Genomic DNA, 17,987 nt, shown 5'->3' with positions numbered 1-17,987 from the left:
GAACTGCACTGGTGAGAAAGGGCGGTCGGGGCGACGGTCGCCGGCGCCCCCGCCGACCGTCAGTCGCTACCGGGCAGCCACTGCATACAGACCGGCTCCGGGACCGACAGCGACTCTCCCGTCCGGGAGAGCACCCCAGTGTCTGCGTCGACGTCGAAGGCGACGATCTCGTCCGTGTGGCGGTTCTCCGCGAACAGGCGGCTGCCGTCGGGCGCGACCGCGAAGTGGCGCGGCCACTCGCCGCCCGTCGGCGTCTGGCCGACTCGCGCGAGCGTCCCCTCCTCGACGGAGAAGGTGACGATCGTGTCGAGGCCGCGGTTCGAACCGTACACGTACTCGCCCGACGGATGGACGGCGATTTCGGCGGTCTTGTTCTCGCCCGCGAACTCCGGGGGGAGGGTGGAGACGGTCGACCGCTCGGTCAGCAGACCGTCCGACCCGCGGTCCAGCACGGTCGCGGTCGAGTCGAGTTCGTTTATCAGGTACGCCCGGTCGCCGTCGGGTGAGAACGAGAGGTGTCGCGGCCCCGACCCGGGAGCGAGGTCGACCGCGCCCACGCGGGAGAGCGAGGGCTCGTCGCGCTCGACCGCGTAGACGTGGACCTCGTCGGTGCCCAGGTCCGGTACGTACGCGAACCGGTCCTCGGGGCCGAGCGTGATCGAGTGCGGATGCGGGGCGGTCTGGCGGTCGGGGTCGACGCTCGACCCCTCGTGTTCGACCACCTCGGAGGGCGGATCGATCCCGCCGTCGGGACCGAGGGAGAGCATCGAGACCGCCCCGCCGGCGTAGTGCGCGACGAACAGGTACCGACCCGTCTCGTCGACGGAGCAGTAGCAGGGGGCCACCGCCCCGCTCCGGGCGCCGTCCCGCTCGGTCAGCGCCCCCGTCTCGCGGTCGACCTCGTACGACCGAACGACGCCCTCCTCGTCCTCGCGGACGGCCGCGTAGAGGTACTCACCCGACGGGTGAAACGTCACGAACGTCGGGTCGGGGCCGGCCGCCACGGCGTCGAGGTGCCGCATCGACCCCGTCTCGGAGTCGACCGCCACGGTGTGGACGCTCTCGTCGGTCGCCGCGCTGTACGTTCCTACCGCCGCTATCTGGGTGTCGCGTGTCATTGGTGTCTGCTCCGACCGTCCGCGGTGTCCGCCGCTCGATTCCGACCGCTCATGGGGTCGGATCGGCGGGTGGTTCGTCCCATTGCTCTCCGTTGTCGACCGGGTCGTAGCCGAGCCGGTCGCGCGCGTTCCGTATCGAGAACCAGCGCCGGTCGTTGTCGCTGACGCCGTTGAAGACGTCGAACTCGACCGAGTCGTCGGCGAGGCAGCGGTCGACCAGGTGGGCGAAGTCCCGCCGGGAGTGCCACGTCGCCTTCGTCCGCGCCACCGACCGCTCGTAGGCGTCGCTCCCGCGGTCGATTTCTCCCTCGGCGACGCGGCGCTCTGCCCGACCGTACGGATGGTCGATTTCCGGCGGGAGCACCGAGCAGATCCGGAGCGCGTAGAACCGGCGCGGATAGGCGTACCGCTCCGCGTAGTAGCGGCCCAGGTCCTCCCCGAACGACTTGGTCGCCCCGTAACACGAGTCCGGGCGGACCGGGTCGGTCGTGTCGAGACGCAGGTCGTAGTCCGGTTCGTACAGCTCCGGAGCGTGCTCCTCCTCGTACATGCCCATCACGTGGTTCGTCGACGCGAACACGAACGTCTCCACCTCCGCGGCCCGGGCGGCCTCGAGCGCGTTGTACATCCCCACGACGTTGGGCTCGAACACGTCCTCCCACTCGCCGTCCGTGTAGGGGTACGCCGCGAGGTGCACGACGGCGTCCTGCCCGTCGAACGCCGGCCGGATGGCGTCGTAGTCCGCGATATCCGCGACGTGCGTGTCGAAGCCGCCGTAGCGGTGGTCGGCCGGACGGTCCGACCGGTTCAGGTACGTGAACTCGTACCCCGGGTCGTCGTCGAGGTGGTCGATGATCGCGGTCCCGCACCTGCCGTACGAACCGGTCACGAGAACGTTCATGCGGGCGTGGTCAGGGCGCGGCGCCGTCGCGGCGCATGGTTCACTGACCCCCATCGTCCGAACACGACAGGATGCCGTTCAGGTAGGCGACCGCGTGGGCGCGCGACCGGTGGCCCCACTCCGTGTCGCCGACGACCTCCGGGACGTGGTCGGGGACCACGACGCCGTCGAAGCCCGCGTCGCGGAGGGTCTCGATCGCCGCGACCGGGTCGTAGTTGCTCCGATCGTCGTCCAGGAAGGTCTCGGTGAACCGCGGCCAGGTGCCCACGACGTCGCGGAAGTGGACGAACACGATGTCGTCGCGCTCCCCGAAGTGCGCGATCACCTCCTCGACGTCGGCGTCCGGCATCTCGGAGAAGCAGCCCAGACAGAGCTTGAGCCCGTGGGCGTCGCTCGGAACCGCCTCCATCGCCCGCCGGAACGCCTCGAAGTTCCGGAACAGCCGCGGGATCCCGCCGAGCTGCTCCACGGTCGGCGGGTCCGCCGGGTGAAGCGCCAGCCGCACGCCGGCCTCCTCGGCCACGGGGAGCACCTCCTCCAGGAACGCCTCGTAGTTGTCCCACAGCTCCGCCTCGGTGTACTCCCGCTCCAGTTCGTCGACGGGCTCGTACGGCTCGTCGAGGTCCTCGATGTCGAACTCGCGACCGCGGGCGCCGCCGCGGAGCCGCGCGGTCTGGGAGGTCCGCATCGGGACCACGCCGCGGGGGTTCCACTGGTAGCCGAGGATCGGGATGCCCGCCCGCCCGAGGTTCCGGATCAGCTGTTTGATCGTCTCCAGCTGGCTCTCCTTGCCCTCCTTGTCGAGCATGATCTTCCCGTAGACGTTGTAGCTCAGCGACTGGATCCCCATCAGTCGGAGCCCGGCGTCTTCCGCGCGCCGGCGCGCCTGCACGAGTTCGGAGACGCTCGGAACGACGCCGTCGTCGATGGTGATCGTCTCGTCGTCGCCGCTGCCCTCGTCTTCGAACACGTCGCCGCGGGGGGAGCGGTGGTCGAGAAACACGTCCCGGACGCCGATCTGGCGGCAGAACGCGAGCCGTTCGTCCGACAGGGTACGGGTCCGGAGGCCGGTTCGGAGCGGGAGCTGTTCGGTGTCGGTGCGCGGTCTCTCGTCGTGGGTTGCGTCGGTCATCGTCGTGTGAATCGGTCGTGAGTCGGTCTGTCGTGCTGTCTCGCTCGGCGGTGCGTGTCGGCGGTTCGCTGTCAGTCGATGAGCCGGTCGATGGCGTCGTCCAGTTCCTCGTAGATGGCTTCGGCACGCTCCTCCTCCGCGGAGGTGAGCGGGCGGATGGGCTCACGCACGTCGCCCCCGTGGAGGCCGGCGAGGTCGAGCCCCTTCTTGACGGCCGGGACGCTGACCGCGCCGGGGAGCGCGTTGTTCCGTCCCGTCTCGCTCCGGAACCGCTGGTAGGGGAGGCAGACGTCCCTGAGCGCGCGCGCCCGCTCCCAGTCCTCCTCGGAGAGGGCCCGGAAGAGCGCGCGGCCGACCTCGGGCCGGAAGTTGCTGACGCCCGCGGTGAACCCCTCGATCCCCTCCGCCCAGTAGGCGACCGCGTACGGCTCCGCGAGCCCGTCGACCCAGACGGCGTCGTCGTCGCCGGCGCGGACGGCCTCGCCCAGTTTCACCGGGTCCTCCAGGGCGTACTTTACCCCGACGACGCCGTCGACGCGGGTGAGGTCCGCGAGGAACTCCACGGAGGGGTCGAACCCGCGGACGTACGGGACGAGCGGGGCGTCCGTTCCCGCGGAGAGCTTGCGGTAGTACTCCAGCAGCCCCCGCTCGTGGAGGTAGGTGTGGTCCGGCGGCATGACCATCATCGCGTCGGCGCCGACGCGGTCGTACGCCTCGATCAGCTCCAGCGCGTCGGGCGTGCTCCCGCCGACGCCCGCGAGGACGCACGCGTCCGACGGGAGCGCGTCGACCACCGTCTCGACGCTCGCGATGCGCTCCGCCTGGGAGAGGGAGTGGTACTCGCTGATGTTCGCGGCCGCCAGGAAGGTGCGCATGTCCGCGTCGTAGAGCGACTCCGCGTTCGCCGCGACCTTCCCGTGGTCGATCTCGAGGTTCTCGTCGAAGGGCGTGAGCAACCCGACAGCGACGTCTCGCAATCGCTGTCGGACCTGCACTGCTGTCGATGACATCATGTGACATGATACGGCCGGCAGGAATAAAGCCATCGTTGACGGCGCATAAACGGCGGGTTCGCGGCGGGCGCGCCGGTGGCTAGTGCAGGTCGGGGACGATTCCGCGGACCGGCCGCGGTCCGCGACGGCTTCCCCGTGGCGTGGTCAGTAGTTGCGGTAGACCGTCTTCGTCGACGTGAAGAAGTCGAGCCCCGCGTCGCCCTGCTCGCGGTAGGTGTTCGTCGAGGAGTTCTTGTACCCGCCGAAGGGGACGTGGAGTTCGAGCCCGGTCGTCTTCTCGTTCACCTTCGCGACGCCGGCCTCGATCCGGTCGACGAACGCGTCGGCCTCGGTGAGGTCCTGCGTGACGACGCTCGCGGAGAGGCCGTAGTCGACGTCGTTGGCCAGCTCGAGGGCCTCCTCGAAGTCGCTCGCCTCGATGACCGACAGCACCGGCCCGAAGATCTCCTCCTGGGCGATGCGCATGTCGTTGTCGACGTCCGAGAACACCGCCGGCTCGACGTAGTAGCCGTCGCCGGTCGCCGACTCGGCCGGACGCTCGCCGCCGGTCTCGAGCGTCGCCCCCTCCTCCTGTCCGATCTCGACGTACTCGAGGGTGGACTCGAGCTCGGCCGCCGAGACGTGCGGACCCATGTCAGGGTTCTCGAGCCCCGGCCCGATCTCGACGTCGGTCGCGTACTCGACCATGGCCTCGACGAACTCGTCGTAGACCTCCTCGTGGACGATCGCGCGCGACGCCGCCGTGCACGACTGGCCCGTCGTGCCGAACGCGCCGGCGCCGAGGATCTCGACCGCCTCGTCGACGTCCGCGCTCGGCATCACGACGGTCGGGTTCTTGCCGCCCATCTCGCACTGGACGCGCTTGAGGTCGTCCGCGGCGCTCCGGGCGACGCTCGTCCCGACCGCGGTGCTCCCGGTGAACGAGACGCCGTCCACGTCGTCGTGCTCCGCGAGGGGCGTCCCCACCTCGCTGCCGGAGCCGGTCACCATGTTCGCGACGCCGGCCGGGAGGCCCGCCTCGTCGAGGCACTCGAAGAGGACCGCCGTCATGGTCGGCGCCGCGGAGGCGGGCTTCACGACCGCCGTGTTCCCCGCGGCCAGCGCCGGTGCGAGCTTCCAGGCGGGGATGGCGACCGGGTAGTTCCACGGCGTGATCAGGCCGACGGTCCCGAGCGGTTCCCGCTTCGTGTACAGGTCCTTGTTCCGCCCGCTCGGCGACTTACTGATCCCGCCGAGGTCGCGCGCCTTCTGGGCGTAGTAGGCGAAGATGTCGATCGCCCGCTGGACCTCCCCGGCCGCCTCGGCGCGCGTCTTCCCCTCCTCGCGCACGAGCGTCTCCGTCGCGGACTCCTTGCGCTCCGCGAGCAGTTCGCCCGCACGCTTGAGGACGTCGCCGCGGTTCGGACCGGGCGTGTCGGCCCATTCCGACTGCGCGTCGACCGCGGCGTCGACCGCCGCGTCGAGGTCGTCGACCGTCGAGGCCTGGAACCGGCCGACGGTCTCGGACGGGTCCGCCGGGTTCTCGACGTCGAACGTCTCGCCCGACTCGGAGGCGATCCACTCACCGTTCACGTAGTTCTCGTACACTGTCGGCATCCACTCGACGTTCCGCGGCGAGCGATACAAAGGTTTTGATGAGGGGAGTATTGCGACCGACCGGGCGCGGGCCGGGCCATTCCCGGTATCCTTTGCGGACACGTACAGCCTTTTGGCGGTGCGTGGGGTAGCACTCGCCGTGACCATCGAGACAGTCCTGCTAGCCGTCAACGAAGAGGACGACCGTCGCGTCGAGCGACTGGCCGACGTCGCCCTCGAGGTCGCGGAACCGCTCGACGCGACGGTCGTCATCGCGCACGTCCTCCCCGAGGAGCCGGAGGTTGTTTCGACGAGCACGGCGCCCATCTCGGGCTCTCCCGGCCCCTACGTGCTCTCCGACGACGAGTACGACGACCTGCTCGAGGAGTTCCCTCCCGAGGAGTACACGGTCGACGAGATCGTCGCCGAACAGGGGACGGTCCGGGCGGTCGCCGACGCGGTGGCCGACGCGGGCGTCGATCACGAGGTCCGCGGCGCGGTCGGCGACCCGAGCGAAGGGCTCGTCGCGCTCGCCGACGAGTTCGACGCGGACCGAATCGTCGTCAGCGGGCGGAGCCGCTCGCCCACGGACAAGGTGATCTTCGGCAGCGTCGCGCAGACCGTCCTCCTCGAGTCGCCGTGTCCGGTCACGTTCGTCCGGAACGACTGATCCGGGGACCCGAGACGAAAAGCGACGCGACGGGGCGGGTACTTTTCTGACCAACGCCGACCATCTTTCTGAACAACGCTGCCCACTTTTCTGACCAACGCTGACCACCTTTCTGAGACACACCGACCGCGAGAGAAGGCGACGGCCGCGATAAGTGGCGAGAACCCCGTCGCGATCAGTCGGCCCGGACCGCGTCGGGCGCCGGGCTGGAGTCCCAGTCGGTGAGCCAGAGCACGCCGAGCCCGACCGTGACGACCGCGAGGAAGCCGGCCCAGATGAGGAGCGTCGTGCTCCGACCGAACGCGTCGATCAGGGGCGTGGGGACGAACGGCGAGATCGCGAAGCCGAGATACATGGTCGTCGTCACACCGCTGAGAGCGCGGCCGCGGTACTCCTCGTTCACGATCGCCGCCACCCAGTCGTTGATCGTCGGGAGCAGGAACCCCATCCCGCCGGCCGCGACGAGGATGCCGCCGAGGACGACCGCGAAGACGTCCGTCGCGCTGATGATGGCGTAGCCGACCGACGCGATCCCGAACGCGATCATCAGGATCGTCGCGTGCTGGAACCGCCTCCGGAACCGGCCGTACAGCGCCGCGGAGGCGACCCCGGCGACCATCGCGGCCGACAGGGCGACGCCGGTCATCCCGCTGCTGACCCCGATCGACTCACGGAGGTAGTACGGCACCTCGATCTGGATCAGGTTGTTCGTCAACATCCCGAAGGTGACGAGGAAGTAGGCGACGAGGAGGATCAGCACCGGCGACTCGCGCGCAATGTTGACCGCGGCCTCGATCCGGCCGACCTCGTCGTCGGTGGCGGCCCGGTGCACGTCCGGTTCGGGAAGGTGCCGGATCACCGGCGGGACCAGAAGCAGCGCGAGCGCGTAGATGGGGAAGATGAACCGCCAGTTGACCGAGGCGATGGCGCCCCCGAGGAGCGCGGCGACCGCGCCGCCGGCCATCTGGATCGCCCCGTACCACCCCATCACGGACTCGCGGCGGCTCCCCGAGTAGTAGTCCGAGATGAGCGTCGGCACGGTCACCATCAGCGTGGCGACCGCGATCCCGTCGAACACCCGCGTCAGGAGGATCAGGTAGATCGAGTCGAGGAAGAACGCGATACTCGTTCCGAACCCGTAGATCACGATCGACGCGATCAGCACCGGCTTCCGCCTGTACCGGTCGAGGAGGTAGCCGACGATCGGCGCCACGATCACCACGATCGGGGCCGACATCGTACTGACCATCTGCGCGAGCGTCTCCGAGTTCGGCAGGTGCGAGAACGTGGTCTGTATCGCCGGGATGGTCGGGTTGATCAGCGCCCCGGAGAACGCAGCCATCACCGGAATGAGCAGCAGCGTAACGAGCTGCGGATAGTTGAACGAGGATTGGGTATCGGTAGACATCGTGTGCTAGTTGAGAGGGGTGTTCGTGCACGTCCGATCGACGGAGCTGACGCCGTCGGACGCCGGGGTCACGGCGTTGGGTCCGGTCGGCGTGCCGCCGGCGGAGACCGGTCCGCGAACCCGGTTCGGCGGCGAGGCGTCGAACGCCGGTCGGTCGGTCGAGGAGAGATGCCTATGGTCCCGATGACGGCTCGTGTCGTTCATGTCACGCTCTCTCGTTCATCACTCATCATAATAAATACACGGAATGACTTCGGCCCCGTGGGCGTAAGTTTCACCGGTGCTGTCGAGCATTATTCGGCCGCGGGGCCCGCGGGAGCCGGGAGACGGCAGCCGCGAGACGGACCGAATTCGTCCAATGATATTAGACAGAACATGTAGACAACAATAAAGAACGGTTAACTGCCGGGAGCGTCTATCTTACGTCATGAGCGAGGACCGAACCGACTCCGGCGGAGAACAACGGATCAGCTCCGTCGACAACGTGTTCAACATCGTCGAAAAGATGCAGGAGCTGGAGCAGTGCGGCGTCTCCGAACTCGCGGACCACCTCGACGTTCCCAAGAGCACGGTGCACATCTACCTCAAGACCCTCGAGGACCTCGGATACGTCATCAACGACGGCGGTCGCTACCGGCTGAGCCTACGGTTCCTGCAGGTCGGCGGGCTCGTCCGCCACAACCGGAACGGCTACCAGGCGGCGCGGTCGGAGGTCGACACCCTCTCCCGAACGACCGGCGAGGTGGGAACCCTCGGGTACGAGGAGAACGGGATGCGGGTGCTCGTCTATCGGTCCGAACCGGTCGAGGGAGTCTCGGACAACGCCCCGACCGGCGAGTACACCAGGATGCACTGGACCGCGGTCGGCAAGGCGCTCCTCGCACAGCACACGGACGAGGAGGTCCGGGACATCGTCGACCGCTACGGGATCCCCGCGGCCACGGAGCAGACGATCACCGACCTCGACGAGCTCCTGGCGGAGATGGACCGGGTCCGCGAACAGGGGTACTCGACGGAGGACGAGGAGCGAGTCAGCGGGATCAAGTCGGTCGCCGTCCCGATCGGCGGCGACGACCCGGACTCGGAGAACATCGCGGTCTCGATCGCCGGCCCGAAACACCGGTTCAGCGACGAGCGCATCGAGGACGAGCTCCTTCCCGAACTCCGGAACGCCGCGAACGTGATCGAGCTCCAGTCCCGACACTACTGACGCGGACGCCCCCTTCCGCTCCCTCCCATTACACATATATATTTGTAACACCGTGCGAACTGCGTTCGAGATAGTTGAACGACGGGGCTGACGTCGCGTTTCCGACCGGTCGAGCGACCGGAATCCCCCGACGGTCGCCTCTCGAACCGAGCGCGCGCCGCGTCCACCGCGTCCCCGTGCGCGGCGCATCCACCGAGACGAACCCCTCCCGCGGGAGACGACCGACCGCGGTCGAGAACCGCGGGGACGACGGAGGAGGGGACGCGGAGGGGGGCGGCGGAGGGGAGCGGTGGAAGCCGGACTGGGATCTACAAAATTACCAGATTACGTAGTTATATCGAATAATGGCAGAATTCACAAATGAGATCAGTGGCCGCCGGAGACGGCGTGGAGACCGACGATCCCGAAGACGATCACGGAGATGAACAGCAGTCGGGCGCCCGTCGCCGGCTCGTCGAAGAGGACGATACCGAGCGTCGCGGTCCCGACGGCACCGATTCCGGTCCACACGGCGTACGCGGTCCCGATCGGCAGGTCTTGGACCGCCCTGGCCAGCAGCACCATGCTGATGAGGAGCGAGGCGGCCGTTGCGACGGTCGGTACCGGCTCCGTGAGGCCGTCGGAGTACTCCAGCCCGATCGCCCAGGCGATCTCGAACAGACCGGCGACGAAGAGGACGAGCCACGACATCGTGTCGGATTACCCCGATCGGCCGGCTATAGCTTTCGGTCCCGCGGAGTCGACCGACGACTCGAACGCCGCGAGACGAGACCGGCCGGATCCACACGCGTGCGCCGGAGGCCGGACGTGCGGCCGTCACCGGACTCCCCGAACCCGAACTCCCCGAACCCCGACCGAAACCGACCTCTCCGGGAACCGTATCCTCGACTCTTTTCTGATCCACATACTGTTATTATTTCTGGTAGGTTTGTTCAACGGACAGGGATCGTCGTCCGCGACCGGGCCGGCGAGAGGCCCGAGTTCGAGTGCCCGAGTTGATCGAATCGCGCGCGAGCCGGGTGCGCGGCGGGCGCGGAGTGAACCGATCCGACGGTCGACACCGCGGCCGGACGGGGGAAGCGCCGCGCGGACCGCCCGGACCGCGCGGATCGGCCGTCAGCGGTCCGGAAACCGGGGGGCAAACGGAGTTAAACCGACCAAACTCGGGTGGACGATGTCGACTTTATAACCCTCCGAGGGCCCGTGGTTCGAACACGATGCACGACTCAGGAACGACGGACGGCGAGGAGCGGAACAGTGCGGGAGCGACGGACGCGGTGGGGCGCCGCCGGTTCGTCGCGCTCGGGGCGGGCGCGAGCGCGACGCTTCTGGCCGGCTGCTCGGGCGCGACCGACTCGGACGGAACGACCGCGGACGGAGACGGGACCGGCGACGGCTCGACCACCGAGTCGGGGTCGGACGGGTCGACGACCGTGGGGAGCTTCCGGCTGCTCGTCAGCGACCAGCCCGCCGACATCGGCGATTTCGAGGAACTGAACGTGACCCTCGATCACGCCCGCGTGTTCCGCGGCGAGGGGGACGACGAAGGGGACGATGAGGAGACCGAGGACGAGTCGGAGACCGAAGACGGGGCCGAAAGCGGGACCGAAACCGCGGAGTCGACGGAGACGACGACCGAGACGGCGACGGCGGAGGCGACGACCACCGAGGCGACGACCGAGGCGGAGTCCACGGACGAGGACGCGGCCGACGAGACTGAGGACGACGACGAAGACGCGGACGAGGAGGAAGACGAGTCCGAGGAGGACGAAAACGACGACGGGGAGAACGGCTTCTCCGAGATCGACCTCGACGGGAGGACGGTCGACCTGACCGAGGTCGTCGGCGACAAGGCCGTCAGCGTGTTCGACGGCGAGCTCCCGGCGGGGCGCTACACCAAGGTCGAGCTGCACGTGCGCGACGCGGAGGGGATCGTCGACGGCGAGACCGTCGGCGTGAAGGTGCCGAGCGAGAAGCTCCAGATCGTCAAGCCGTTCGAGGTCGTCGCCGGCGAGTCCCTGAGCTTCGTCTTCGACATCAACGTGGTCAAGAAGGGCAACACCGGCGAGTACAACCTGCTGCCGGTCATCTCCGAGAGCGGCGTCGCCGGGGAGGACGTCGACGTGGAAGAGGTCGGTGATGAGGGCGAGGACGACGAGGACGGAGACGGAACGGAGGAGGAGACCGAGACGGGCGAGACCGACGAAGAGCCCACGGCGACGGCGGAAACCGACGGCGGTTCGCCCGAGGACGGCGGCGGGAACTCCGGGGGCGACTGATCCGGTTCGTCGCCCGTCCCCGGACTCGACTGCGGGACGGCCGATTGCCAAAGACGTAACTCGCGGGGCGCGTAGTGGCCGCCATGAGCTACGAGGCGGTCTTCCTGGACCTCGACGACACGCTGTACCCGTACCCGCCCTGCAACGAGGCGGGCAAGCGAGCGGCGTTCGCGGAGGCACAGCGGCTCGGCTACGACCTCTCGCGGGCGGCGTTCGACGAGCTCTACCAGCACGGACGCCGCGAGACGAAGCGCGAACTCGCCGGCACGGCCTCCGCTCACGAGCGGTTTCTGTACTTCAAGCGCGCGATCCGGCACCACACGGGGACAAGCGACGCCGCGGACGCGCTCGCGCTCGGCGAGGCGTACTGGGGCGCGTACCTGGAGGAGATGGCGCTGTTCGACGGCGCCGTCGAGACCCTCGAAGCGCTCCGCGACGCCGGACTCTCCGTCGCCATCGTCAGCAACCTCACCACCCGGATCCAGCTGAAGAAGATCCGACGGCTCGGACTCGACCCCCTCGTGGACGAGGTGCTCACCTCCGAGGAGACCGGCCGCGAGAAGCCGTCGGCGATCATGTTCACGCTCCCGCTGGCGGAGCTGGACCTGCGCCCGAGCGAGGCGGTCATGGTCGGCGACTCGGTGCGCGCAGACGTGGAGGGCGGCAACGCCGTCGGGATGGACACGGTGCTGCTCGACCACGAGCGCGAGGACGATGACGCGGGCCCGAGCGCGCTCTCCGGCCACGAGCGGCCCGACCATCGGGTCACCGAGTTCGCGGCGCTGACGGACGTCCTTCTCTGAGCGATGCCGGGGCGCCCCGAAGCGACCCCGGAACACCTTTGATCGTCGCCTCCCGCCACCAACCATGGACCTCCGCATCGACCACGTGACCGTCGCGGGGCGGGATCTGGATCGGCTCACCGAGGCGTTCGAGGCGGCCGGACTTCCCGTCGCGTACGGCGGCCAGCACTCGAACGGCGTCACGCACATGGCGATCGTCGGCTTCCGGGACGGGAGCTACATCGAACTCATCTCGACAGTCGAGGACGGCGCGGCGTCTCCGTGGTGGGACTCGGCGATCGGGGAGGACGGCGGGCCGTGCGCGTGGGCCGTCGGAATCGACGGCATCGCGGCGACGACCGCGACGCTCCGCGACCGCGGCGTGACCGTCGAGGGACCCGCGGCGTTCCAGCGGGAACGCGAGGACGGAACGCTCGTCGAGTGGGACCTCACGTACCTGGAGGAGGGCGATCCGGGCGCACGGCTCCCCTTCCTGATCGAGGACCGGACGCCCCGCGAGCGGCGCGTCCAGCCGACTGGGGACCTGGCGTCGTCGCCGGTCCACGGGGTCGACACGGTGGTGATCGGCGTGCCTGATCTCGACGACGCGGTCGAAGCGTTCGAGACGGCGTTCGACGCCGCCGAGCCGACGCGACACGCGTGCGAGGACCTCGACGCCACGGTCGCGTCGTTCCCGGGCCTGCCGGTGACGCTGGCGCGGCCGCGGGGGGACGGCTGGCTCGCCGACCGGATCGAGCGGTTCGGTGCGTCGCCCGCAGCATATTTGCTGGGGTACGACGAGGACGCCGACCACGGCTTCGACGACTGCACCGCGGGATCGGTGGGGGAGCGCGCGGTCGAGTGGCTCCCGGTCACCCACCCCGTCGGCCGGCCGTATCTGGGACTCGTCGCGAGAGACGAGTAGGTTCGGCTGTACCGCGAAGCCGAGGACAGAAAACCCGCCGACAGAAAACCCGCGGGGAAAAGCCGTGGCGCGACCGCGAGCTATCCGCCGAGGAACTGCTGGCGGACCTCCTCGTCGTGAAGCAGGGCGTCGCTGTCGTCCTCGTAGCGGTTCTCGCCGCCCGCGAGCACGTAGCCGCGGTCGCACCGTCGGAGCGCCTCCTTCGCGTTCTGCTCGACCATCAGGACGGTCGTGCCGGCGTCGTTGATCTCGTCGACACGGTCGAACATCTCGTCGACGAGGTCGGGCGCGAGCCCCGCGGACGGTTCGTCCAGCAGGAGGACGTCCGGGTCGAGCATCAGCGCACAGCCCATCGCGAGCATCTGTCGCTGCCCGCCCGAGAGGGAGCCGGCGTCCTCGTCGGTCCGGTCCGCCAGCGCCGGGAACCGGTCGTAGACGTCGCGCTTTCTGTCCTCGGGGACGCCGTCGAGCACGTACGCGCCGAGCCGGAGGTTCTCCTCGATCGTCAGCGTCGGGAAGACGTTGTCCGACTGCGGGACGTAGCCGATCCCCTTCCGGACGACGTCCTCCGGCGACGCGCCCGCGAAGTCGGTCCCGCGATAGCGGATCGCGCCGTCGAAGTGGGTCGCGAGCCCGACGATCGTCTTCATCACCGTGGACTTGCCCGCGCCGTTCGGGCCGACGATGGTGACGTACTCGCCGTCGTCGACGTGAAGGTCGACGTTCGAGAGCACCTGCAGGTCGCCGTAGCCGGCGTCGAGGTCCTCGACTTCGAGCAGACTCATTCGGCGTCACCTCCGAGGTACGCCTCGATGACGCGCTCGTCGGAGAGCACGTCCTCCGGGTCCCCCTCCACGAGCAGGCTCCCCTGCTGGAGGACGACCAGTCGGTCGACGAGTTCGCTCAGCGTCTCGATCTCGTGTTCGATGACGACGACGGTCATGCCCTTCTCGTTGAGGTCGCGGATGCGGTCGGCGATCTCGCGGGTCAGCGTCGGGTTGACCCCCGCGAACGGTTCGTCGAGCATGAGGACCTCGGGGTCCAGCATGAGCGCCCGCGCGAGCTCGAGGAGCTTCCGCTGACCGCCCGAGAGATTGCTGCTGTACTCGTCCGCGAGGTGGTCGAGCTCGAACGTCTCGATCAGCTCGTCGGCGCGCTCCCGGACCGTCGCCTCGTGGTCCCGCATCGCGCCGCTGCGGAGCAGCGCCGGGAGCGTCCGCTCTCCCGGCTGATCGGGCGCCGCGAGCCGGACGTTGTCGCGGACGGTCATCGTCTCCAGCTCCCGGGTGTCCTGGAACGTCCGCACCAGCCCCCGGTGGGCGAGCGACTCCGGCGCGTCGCCGGTCACGTCCGCGCCGTCGAGCGTGACCGTGCCCGCGTCCGGTTTGATCACGCCGCTGACGCAGTTGAAGAACGTCGACTTGCCCGCGCCGTTCGGGCCCATCACGCCGACGATCTCGCCCTCCTCGACGGAGACGGAGAGGTCGTCGACGGCGCGCAGGCCGCCGAACTCCTTGACGAGCCCGTCGGTCGAGAGGAGGCTCATCGGTCCACCCCCAGTTCGCGGGCGTTACCCCAGATCCCGGCGGGCCGGTAGCGGATCACCGCGACGAGGATCATGCCGACGACGATCAGCCGGATCGAGGCGAACACGTCGCCCGAGACCGGCGTCACGCCGAGCGCGAACCGCGAGAGGAGCCGCAGGCCCATGATGATCGCCAGGCCGGCGAGCACCGCGCGGTGGTTCGCCGCCCCGCCGAGCAGCATCCCGATCCAGATCGTCACCGTCACCTGGATCGTGAAGAAGCCGGGCGCGACGGCGCCGTTGTACAGCGCGAACAGCCCGCCCGCGAGGCCGGCCAGCGCCGCGCCGTAGACGAACGCCTGCGTCTTGTAGGTGATCGTCGACTTGCCGAGCGAGCGCGTCACCAGTTCGTCGGCCCGGATCGCGCGGAGCACGCGGCCGTACGGCGCCTCGGTGAGACGCGTCACGGCCGCCAGCGTCACGAGCGTGACGCCGCCGAGCACGAACAGGGTCGCGACCAGCCTGGTGTCGCCGTCGGCGACGAGCGCGGCGATCGGCCGCGGGACGCCCAGGATGCCGACGTTCCCGCCGAAGATCCCCTGGAAGTTGACGAACACGGAGTGGAAGATCTCCGCGGTCGCGAGCGTGACGATCGCGAGGAAGTCCCCGCGGAGCCGGATCGACGTGACGCTGAGCGCGAGGCCCAGAACCGCGGCCGCGAGCACGCCGACGGCGAGCCCGATCGGCCACGGGTAGCCGAGCGCGACGCCGGAGAAACTGTCCTGTGCGGACAGCATCGCGGTCGCGTAGCCGCCGACCGCGAAGAACACGACGTGGCCGAAGTTGACCAGCCCCGTGTGCCCGTACTGGAGGTCGAGCCCGAGCACGAGCAGCCCGTAGACCACGAAGAGGATCCCGACCTCGACGAAGACGTACAGGAAGCTGGGGAGCTGTGCGCGCATCGGCGTGAGCGCGAAGAGCGCACCGACGAGCAGGCAGACGACCCCCGCGATCAGCGCGCGGTCGCCGTGGCCGTCGGGCAGTTTATCGAGGGCGCTCACGCCTCACGCACCTCCGTACCGGCGATCCCGCTCGGCTTGACCAGCAGCACTCCGATGAGGATGACGAACGCGACCGCCGAGGAGAGCCCGGTCATCGAGGAGGGGAGGAACGCCGTCGAGACCGCGAGCACGAGCCCGATGACGTACGCCCCGAGGATCGCCCCGTAGGGGCTCCCCGCGCCGCCGAGGATGGCGGCCGAGAGGATCTGCAGGATGTGGCTGAAGCCGGTGTCCGCGCTGACGTTCGTCTGGATGGCCATCAGCACGCCCGCCAGCCCCGCGAGCACGCCAGCGAGTATCCAGACGCTGTCGCGGATCAGCTGGGTGTCGATGCCGCGGACGCGTGCGAGGTTCTCGTCGTCGCCCATCGCCCGCATCGCGATCCCGACGTCAGTCCGGGTCAGCAGGCCGTGGATGGCCACGAACACCGCGGCCGCGGCGCCGATCACGATCAGGTGTCCCGAGGTGACGAAGAACCCACCGAGCAGGTCGATCGGGCCGACCGACAGCGAGGGCACCGCGTCGAAGCGGAAGGTGGCGGTCTCCGTGTCGAAGTACCGTGCGCTCCGGCCGCCGACGAGCCGGATCGCGTTCCGGAGCGCGATCCCGAGCCCGATCGAGGTGAGTAGCATCGGCACCGGGCCGGTGTCGTTGATCGGGGTGAAAAAGCCCCTCGCGAGGACGATGCTGACGACCCCGCCGCCGATCATCGCGACGAGGACTGCGACCGGGAGCGGCACGGGGAGCGCGGTCGCCGCGACGAGGCCGATGAACGCGCCGAGCGTGAGGTACTCGCCGTACGCGAAGTTGATCATGTTCACGATCCCGTAGATCAGGGTGAACCCGATCGCGGCGATCGCGATGTACGACCCGGTGACCAGTCCGAAGATGGCCTCCTGAAGCAACCCCATCGCTTCAGTATTCGCCTTCCGCGACGTACTCGCGGACGGCTTCGGCCGAGACCTCGCTCGTGGCGTTGAACGAGCCGTCCTGAGCCGTGCTGATGGTCACGCTCCCGAAGACGTTGCCGTGCTCCGTGAAGTCGACCGGAGTCGCCGCGCCCTCGTAGGTGATCTCCTCGCCGTTGGCGAGCGCCTCCTTCCCCTCCGCGAAGCTGCTGACGACCGTCCCGTCGCCGCGGCTGACGGGGCCGAGGTTCCGCTGGATCGCGTCGTGGCTCGCCTCACCGGCGCGCTCGATGGCCAGCGCGGTCACCTGCACGGCGTCCCACGACGGCGGCGTCCAGCCGTTGATCTCCGCGTCGCCCTCCTCGCTGTAGATGCCCTCGAAGGTGTCGTAGCTCGGGCCGGACCGGCCGGGCGAAGCGACCCACGCGCCGTGGAGGTCGCTACCGACCTGGTCGATGACCGCCTGCTGGGCCAGCGTGTCCGAGAGGATGGGCTGGCGACCGTAGCCGCCGTCCGACCAGTCGCTCAGCGCCGTGATCGCCGACTCCTGCGGCATGCTGACGAGGAACGCGTCGAAGTCGGCGTCGAACAGGCGGCTGAGCGCCGACTGATAGCTCGAACTGCCGAGTTCGACCTCGACGCGCTCGGCGACCGAGCCGCCGTTCTGCTCGTAGACGGAGAGGAAGCCCTCGACGTAACTGCGCTCTCCCTCCGTGTTCCCGTTGATGACCCCGAGCGTGTCGTACCCCTCCTCGAGGGCGTAGACGGCGCTCCCGCCGGTGTGAACGGTGTCGCCGACGACGGTCCGCCACACCCACTCGTCGTCGCTCAGGTCGTCCGGCGTCCCCTTGTCGCCGCCGCGGGTGTCGAGGAACGTCGACCCCGGCCACGGCGTGACGATCGGCGTCTGGAGGTCCTGCAGGAAGTCCCAGAGGGGGTTGATCTCGCTGGAGAACAGCCCGACGATCGCGTCCGCGTCGTCGTTCTCGACCAGCTGGGTCGCCACGGTACGGGCCTCCTGCGGGTCGACACCGGTGTCGCGGCGCACCAGCTCCAGGTCCGCGCCGAGCGGGCCGCCGGCCTCGTTGATGTGCCGGACCGCCGCGTCGGCCGCCTGCGAGACGCCCGGCTGGAGGAAGTCGAACGCGCCGGTCAGCGCGCCCGGCTGTCCGAAGACGACGGTCTCGGGCCCGGCTTCACCGGTCGTGGTGCCGGACTCGGTGCCGCTGCCGCCGCCGCTTCCGCCGCTCTCGCTGCCACCCTCGCCGAAGCTCACACACCCGGAGAGCCCGGCGATCCCGCCGGCCCCCGCCGCGGTCAGAAACGCTCTGCGGCTCGTCCCCGTATTGGTATTAGATACCATCGCAACTGATCCTCGTACAGCGAGCCATAAACCCCGAGGCGACCATGGTCGGAGGTGGGGGGAGATACCGGAGAAATGTTCAGGTTTCTCGAGGAAGTGTCGGCCTGTTCACCGTAT

General features: G+C 69.1%; 17 protein-coding genes. 5 read left to right on the top strand and 12 right to left on the bottom strand.

Annotated features, from left to right (window positions below; translation table 11 throughout):
- Positions 1-59: 59 nt before the first annotated feature.
- From ACZ432_RS01720 to xacF, 5 genes are all read right to left on the bottom strand, one after another.
- Positions 60-1,118, bottom strand: coding sequence for a lactonase family protein (locus tag ACZ432_RS01720; RefSeq protein WP_426963214.1), 1,059 nt, complete (start codon positions 1,116-1,118; stop codon positions 60-62).
- A 49-nt stretch (positions 1,119-1,167) separates the two neighbouring features.
- Complete coding sequence (locus tag ACZ432_RS01715) at positions 1,168-2,019, bottom strand: NAD-dependent epimerase/dehydratase family protein (protein WP_426963216.1); 852 nt, start codon at positions 2,017-2,019, stop codon at positions 1,168-1,170.
- A gap of 40 nt (positions 2,020-2,059) precedes the next feature.
- Positions 2,060-3,151 carry a mannonate dehydratase gene (locus ACZ432_RS01710; protein ID WP_426963218.1) on the bottom strand — a complete coding sequence of 364 codons (1,092 nt, stop codon included), beginning with the start codon at positions 3,149-3,151 and terminating at the stop codon, positions 2,060-2,062.
- Between the two features lie 71 nt (positions 3,152-3,222).
- Positions 3,223-4,161, bottom strand: coding sequence for a dihydrodipicolinate synthase family protein (locus ACZ432_RS01705; protein ID WP_426963220.1), 939 nt, complete (start codon positions 4,159-4,161; stop codon positions 3,223-3,225).
- Positions 4,162-4,308: 147 nt separating this feature from the next.
- On the bottom strand, positions 4,309-5,760 hold the full coding sequence (gene xacF, locus ACZ432_RS01700) for a 2,5-dioxovalerate dehydrogenase (protein ID WP_426963221.1): 1,452 nt from the start codon (positions 5,758-5,760) through the stop codon (positions 4,309-4,311).
- 139 nt (positions 5,761-5,899) lie between these two features.
- On the opposite strand from xacF, the gene ACZ432_RS01695 reads away from it, so the two are divergent.
- Positions 5,900-6,409: a universal stress protein gene (locus ACZ432_RS01695; RefSeq protein WP_426963223.1), complete on the top strand. Its 510-nt coding sequence runs from the start codon at positions 5,900-5,902 to the stop codon at positions 6,407-6,409.
- Positions 6,410-6,584: 175 nt separating this feature from the next.
- Here ACZ432_RS01695 and ACZ432_RS01690 read toward each other — a convergent pair whose 3' ends face one another.
- Positions 6,585-7,817 carry an MFS transporter gene (locus ACZ432_RS01690; protein ID WP_426963225.1) on the bottom strand — a complete coding sequence of 411 codons (1,233 nt, stop codon included), beginning with the start codon at positions 7,815-7,817 and terminating at the stop codon, positions 6,585-6,587.
- A gap of 427 nt (positions 7,818-8,244) precedes the next feature.
- On the opposite strand from ACZ432_RS01690, the gene ACZ432_RS01685 reads away from it, so the two are divergent.
- Positions 8,245-9,027, top strand: a complete 783-nt coding sequence (locus tag ACZ432_RS01685) for an IclR family transcriptional regulator (RefSeq protein ID WP_426963227.1) — start codon at positions 8,245-8,247, stop codon at positions 9,025-9,027.
- Between the two features lie 366 nt (positions 9,028-9,393).
- Here the strand turns inward: ACZ432_RS01685 and ACZ432_RS01680 are convergent, their stop codons facing one another.
- On the bottom strand, positions 9,394-9,717 hold the full coding sequence (locus ACZ432_RS01680; RefSeq protein ID WP_426963229.1) for a DMT family transporter: 324 nt from the start codon (positions 9,715-9,717) through the stop codon (positions 9,394-9,396).
- A 527-nt stretch (positions 9,718-10,244) separates the two neighbouring features.
- On the opposite strand from ACZ432_RS01680, the gene ACZ432_RS01675 reads away from it, so the two are divergent.
- From ACZ432_RS01675 to ACZ432_RS01665, 3 genes are all read left to right on the top strand, one after another.
- The gene (locus ACZ432_RS01675) at positions 10,245-11,306 is read left to right on the top strand and encodes a DUF4382 domain-containing protein (RefSeq protein ID WP_426963231.1); all 1,062 of its coding nucleotides are present in this window, start codon (positions 10,245-10,247) and stop codon (positions 11,304-11,306) included.
- Between the two features lie 83 nt (positions 11,307-11,389).
- Entirely contained in the window at positions 11,390-12,109 is a 720-nt protein-coding gene (locus ACZ432_RS01670; RefSeq protein WP_426963233.1) for an HAD family hydrolase, read from the top strand.
- Positions 12,110-12,173: 64 nt separating this feature from the next.
- A complete protein-coding gene (locus ACZ432_RS01665) occupies positions 12,174-13,013 on the top strand; it encodes a VOC family protein (protein WP_426963234.1) in 840 nt (279 codons plus the stop codon).
- An 80-nt stretch (positions 13,014-13,093) separates the two neighbouring features.
- Here the strand turns inward: ACZ432_RS01665 and ACZ432_RS01660 are convergent, their stop codons facing one another.
- The 5 genes from ACZ432_RS01660 to ACZ432_RS01640 are packed head-to-tail and all read right to left on the bottom strand — an operon-like array spanning position 13,094 to position 17,870.
- A complete protein-coding gene (locus ACZ432_RS01660) occupies positions 13,094-13,798 on the bottom strand; it encodes an ABC transporter ATP-binding protein (RefSeq protein ID WP_426963235.1) in 705 nt (234 codons plus the stop codon).
- Complete coding sequence (locus ACZ432_RS01655) at positions 13,795-14,559, bottom strand: ABC transporter ATP-binding protein (RefSeq protein ID WP_426963237.1); 765 nt, start codon at positions 14,557-14,559, stop codon at positions 13,795-13,797. The genes ACZ432_RS01660 and ACZ432_RS01655 overlap by 4 nt, the downstream gene beginning before the upstream one ends.
- Complete coding sequence (locus ACZ432_RS01650) at positions 14,556-15,599, bottom strand: branched-chain amino acid ABC transporter permease (protein WP_426963239.1); 1,044 nt, start codon at positions 15,597-15,599, stop codon at positions 14,556-14,558. Before ACZ432_RS01650 ends, ACZ432_RS01655 begins: the two co-directional genes overlap by 4 nt.
- Positions 15,596-16,510 (bottom strand): branched-chain amino acid ABC transporter permease, encoded by a 915-nt coding sequence (locus tag ACZ432_RS01645; protein ID WP_426963241.1) that lies wholly within the window; start codon positions 16,508-16,510, stop codon positions 15,596-15,598. Before ACZ432_RS01645 ends, ACZ432_RS01650 begins: the two co-directional genes overlap by 4 nt.
- 4 nt (positions 16,511-16,514) lie before the next feature.
- A complete protein-coding gene (locus ACZ432_RS01640) occupies positions 16,515-17,870 on the bottom strand; it encodes an ABC transporter substrate-binding protein (protein ID WP_426963242.1) in 1,356 nt (451 codons plus the stop codon).
- Between the last annotated feature and the right edge of the window lie 117 nt (positions 17,871-17,987).

The sequence above is a fragment of the Haloparvum alkalitolerans genome (genome assembly GCF_055381565.1).
Note: the sequence above shows the minus strand (reverse complement) of the source record. Positions and strands in the feature narration are given on the sequence as shown.